Origin of the sequence: Streptacidiphilus monticola (assembly GCF_042658505.1) — a bacterium.
Taxonomy (GTDB): Bacteria; Actinomycetota; Actinomycetes; order Streptomycetales; family Streptomycetaceae; genus Streptacidiphilus; species Streptacidiphilus monticola.
The window spans coordinates 1-2,926 of the sequence record NZ_JBHSQJ010000151.1; the positions used below are offsets into that span (position 1 = coordinate 1).

The 2,926-nt window shown below is 75.0% G+C and carries 3 protein-coding genes and 1 pseudogene; 2 read left to right on the forward strand and 2 right to left on the reverse strand.

Annotated features, from left to right (window positions below; genetic code table 11):
- Together dhaL and dhaK are read right to left on the reverse strand one after the other, a co-directional pair.
- The coding region (gene dhaL / locus ACFP3V_RS29070) for a dihydroxyacetone kinase subunit DhaL (protein ID WP_380589860.1) at nt 1–419 on the reverse strand (419 nt) is incomplete at its 3' end.
- A 5-nt stretch (nt 420–424) separates the two neighbouring features.
- Nucleotides 425–1,423 carry a dihydroxyacetone kinase subunit DhaK gene (gene dhaK, locus ACFP3V_RS29075; RefSeq protein ID WP_380589863.1) on the reverse strand — a complete coding sequence of 333 codons (999 nt, stop codon included), beginning with the start codon at nt 1,421–1,423 and terminating at the stop codon, nt 425–427.
- 46 nt (nt 1,424–1,469) lie between these two features.
- Between dhaK and dhaM the strand changes: the two genes are divergently transcribed.
- Nucleotides 1,470–1,868: a dihydroxyacetone kinase phosphoryl donor subunit DhaM gene (gene dhaM / locus ACFP3V_RS29080; RefSeq protein ID WP_380589866.1), complete on the forward strand. Its 399-nt coding sequence runs from the start codon at nt 1,470–1,472 to the stop codon at nt 1,866–1,868.
- 513 nt (nt 1,869–2,381) lie between these two features.
- Nucleotides 2,382–2,926, forward strand: a pseudogene (locus tag ACFP3V_RS29085) (FUSC family protein); the annotation flags it as partial.

Sequence of the window (2,926 nt, forward strand, 5' to 3'; positions counted from 1 at the left end):
CGCGCGGCGAAGGCCTCGGCCGCCGGGCCGAGGGCGTCGACCATCGTCTTGTCCCCAGGCTGCGCCCCGCCCAGGCGCTGCACCGCGGCCACCGCGGCGGCCATCCCCTCGCCGAGGCGGGCGGCGTCCACCGCCGGCGACTCCCCCAGCGCCTTGCCGAGCGCACGGAACGCCGAGCCGTAGAGCGGACCGGACGCCCCGCCGACCGAGGAGATCAGCGTGCGTCCGACCGACACCAGGTACTCCCCGGGCGTCTCCCCTTCCGCGTCGCGCACCGCCGCGAAGCCCCGGCGGAGGTTGGCGCCGTGGTCGCCGTCGCCGATCGCGGCGTCGAGGGCGGTGAGGCGGTCCGCCTCGGCGTCGACGCGCGCCGCCGCGGCGGCGATCCAGGCGTGGGCGAGGGCGAGGTCGAGGTCCATGCGGTTCAGGCCTTCCAGCGCAGGGCGGGGGTGTCGATCGGAGCGTCCCACAGGTCGAGCAGTTCCTCGTCCGCCTGACACACCGTCAGCGAGACCCCGGCCGCGTCGAGGGAGGTGATGTAGTTGCCGACCAGCGACCGGGCGATGGTGATGCCGCGTGCCGCGAACTGCGCGGCGACCTCGCCGAAGGCGAGGTACAGCTCCAGCAGCGGGGTGGCGCCGAGGCCGTTGACCATAACGATGGCGCGGTCCCCCGCCGCGAGCGGACGGTCCGTCAGGACGGCGTCCACGCAGGTCGCCATGATGTCCTTGGCCGAGGCCAGCGGGGCGCGCCGGGCCCCGGGCTCGCCGTGAATGCCGACGCCGACCTCCATCTCGTCCTCGGGCAGGTCGAAGCCGGGACGGCCGGCCGCCGGGGTGGTCACGGCGGTGAGCGCGACGGCGAAGGAGCGGGTGCGTTCGTTCACCTTCCGTGCCACGGAGGCGACTTCGTCCAGCTTCGCGCCGCGCTCGGCGAGCGCGCCCGCGATCTTCTCGACGAAGACGGTGGCCCCGGTGCCGCGCCGGCCCGCCGTCCAGGTCGAGTCCTCGACGGCGACGTCGTCGTCGACCAGCACGGTCTCGACGGGGATGTCCTCGTCCTCGAGGAGCTCGGCGGCCATCTGGAAGTTGAGGACGTCGCCGGTGTAGTTCTTGACGATCAGCAGCACGCCCGCGCCGCCGTGGGCCGCCTGAGCGGCCGTCAGCATCTGGTCGGGGACCGGGGAGGTGAACACCTCGCCCGGGCAGGCGGCGTCGAGCCCGCCCGGGCCGACGAAGCCCGCGTGCAGCGGCTCGTGCCCGGAGCCGCCGCCGGAGACCAGCGCGACCTTGCCCTGCACCGGGCCGGACGCGCGGAGCACGACACGCCGTTCGACGTCGACCGAGAGTTCGGGATGCGCGGCGGCCAGGCCGGTCAGGGCCTGTTGCACCACGTCCTCAGGCGCGTTGACGAGCTTCTTCATCGCGGGAATCCTCCCCCGGCAACCCTGCCGCCTAGGATCACGAGCTGTGACGCAACCTGTGGGCATCGTACTTGTCTCGCACAGCGCGGAGCTGGTTTCCGGCCTGCGCGCCCTGCTGGCGGAGCTGGCCCCGCCGGAGGTCCCGGTCGTCGGCGCGGGCGGCACGGACGACGGGCGCATCGGCACGAGCTACCGCCTGGTCCTCGACGCCGTCCGGCAGGCTGACGCGGGCGGCGGAGTGGTGGTCCTGGCGGACCTCGGCAGCTCGGTCCTGACGGCCCGAACCGTCCTGGAGGACGAGGAGTTGACCCAGGCGCGGCTGGTCGACGCCCCCTTCGTCGAGGGAGCCGTCGCGGCCGTCGTCACCGCGTCGACGGGCGCCGCCCTGCCCGAGGTGGCCCGCGCCGCGACGGACGCCCGGTCCATCCCCAAGTTCCAGGACTGAGCCCCTTCCGGGGCAGCGCCTGCCCGCCCCCGTTCCCACCCGCCCTGCCGCACCCGCTCTCTTCCCGCACTCCCCGGTCCGTCCCACGACGCCCCGAAGGGGCCTCCGGCCAGGACCGGTCAGCCGGGGAACACCCGTACTGCGGCGTTCGGCCCCCACCAGCCCCGGCTGCGCCCGGAGGGGCGGCGGGGGCCGCCCCCTGAACGCACCATGCCGCCAGGGCCGCAGCACGGCCCGGCTGGACGCCCGGCCGCCGGGCGGCCGAGGCCCGGGCCCGCCTGCAGCGTCCGGCGGGCGGGACGGGGCGGGGGCCACGGCCGTGAGAGGCCGGGGCCTGCGTGGGGCGCGGGGCCGAGCGCAGCTGGGCTGCTGATGGCCCCCGGCTGGGGGCGGGGGGACGGGGGCACGGCCCGGGCCGACCGGGTGAGGGGGTTCCATACCTCGACGGGGGCACTGGCAGCCCCAGCCACGATCGCAATATTTCACGAGTAAAACATCTGCTAATCTTAAGAGGTGAGCCGTTCCCCCCTCCCTCCCGTTCTCCGTCTCGCCCGCCCGGCTGAGGCCTGGTTCAAGCCCGCGCTCAGCGTGGTGATCGCCGGGGCCGTGCCGGATTTCGTGCTGCTCGGGATCGGGCGGCTCGATCTGGTGATGTTCACCATGGCCGGCTCGCTCTGCGCGCTCTTCGGGCATCAACTCCCCTACGCCGCAAGGGCTCGCGCCATCCCGGGCGTGGTGCTGGGCATGACCGCCGGACTCGCGCTCGCGCTGCTCGCGGGGGCCGCGACCAGCAGCGTACCGCTGCTGGTGCTCGTCGGGGCCGCTCTCGCGGCCGTGCAGAAGACGCTCGTGGACGCCACCCGGATCGGGCCGCCCGGGCATGTGATCTTCGTCTTCGTCAGCTCCGGCGCGCTCTTCGTGCACCAGCCCGCCCAGCTGATCCCCGGGCACCTCGCCCTCACCCTCGGCGCCGGGCTCATCGCCTGGGCGGTCACCCTCGCACCCGCCCTGCTCCGCCCGCACGGGCCCGAACGGCGGGCCACCGCCCGCGCGTTGGC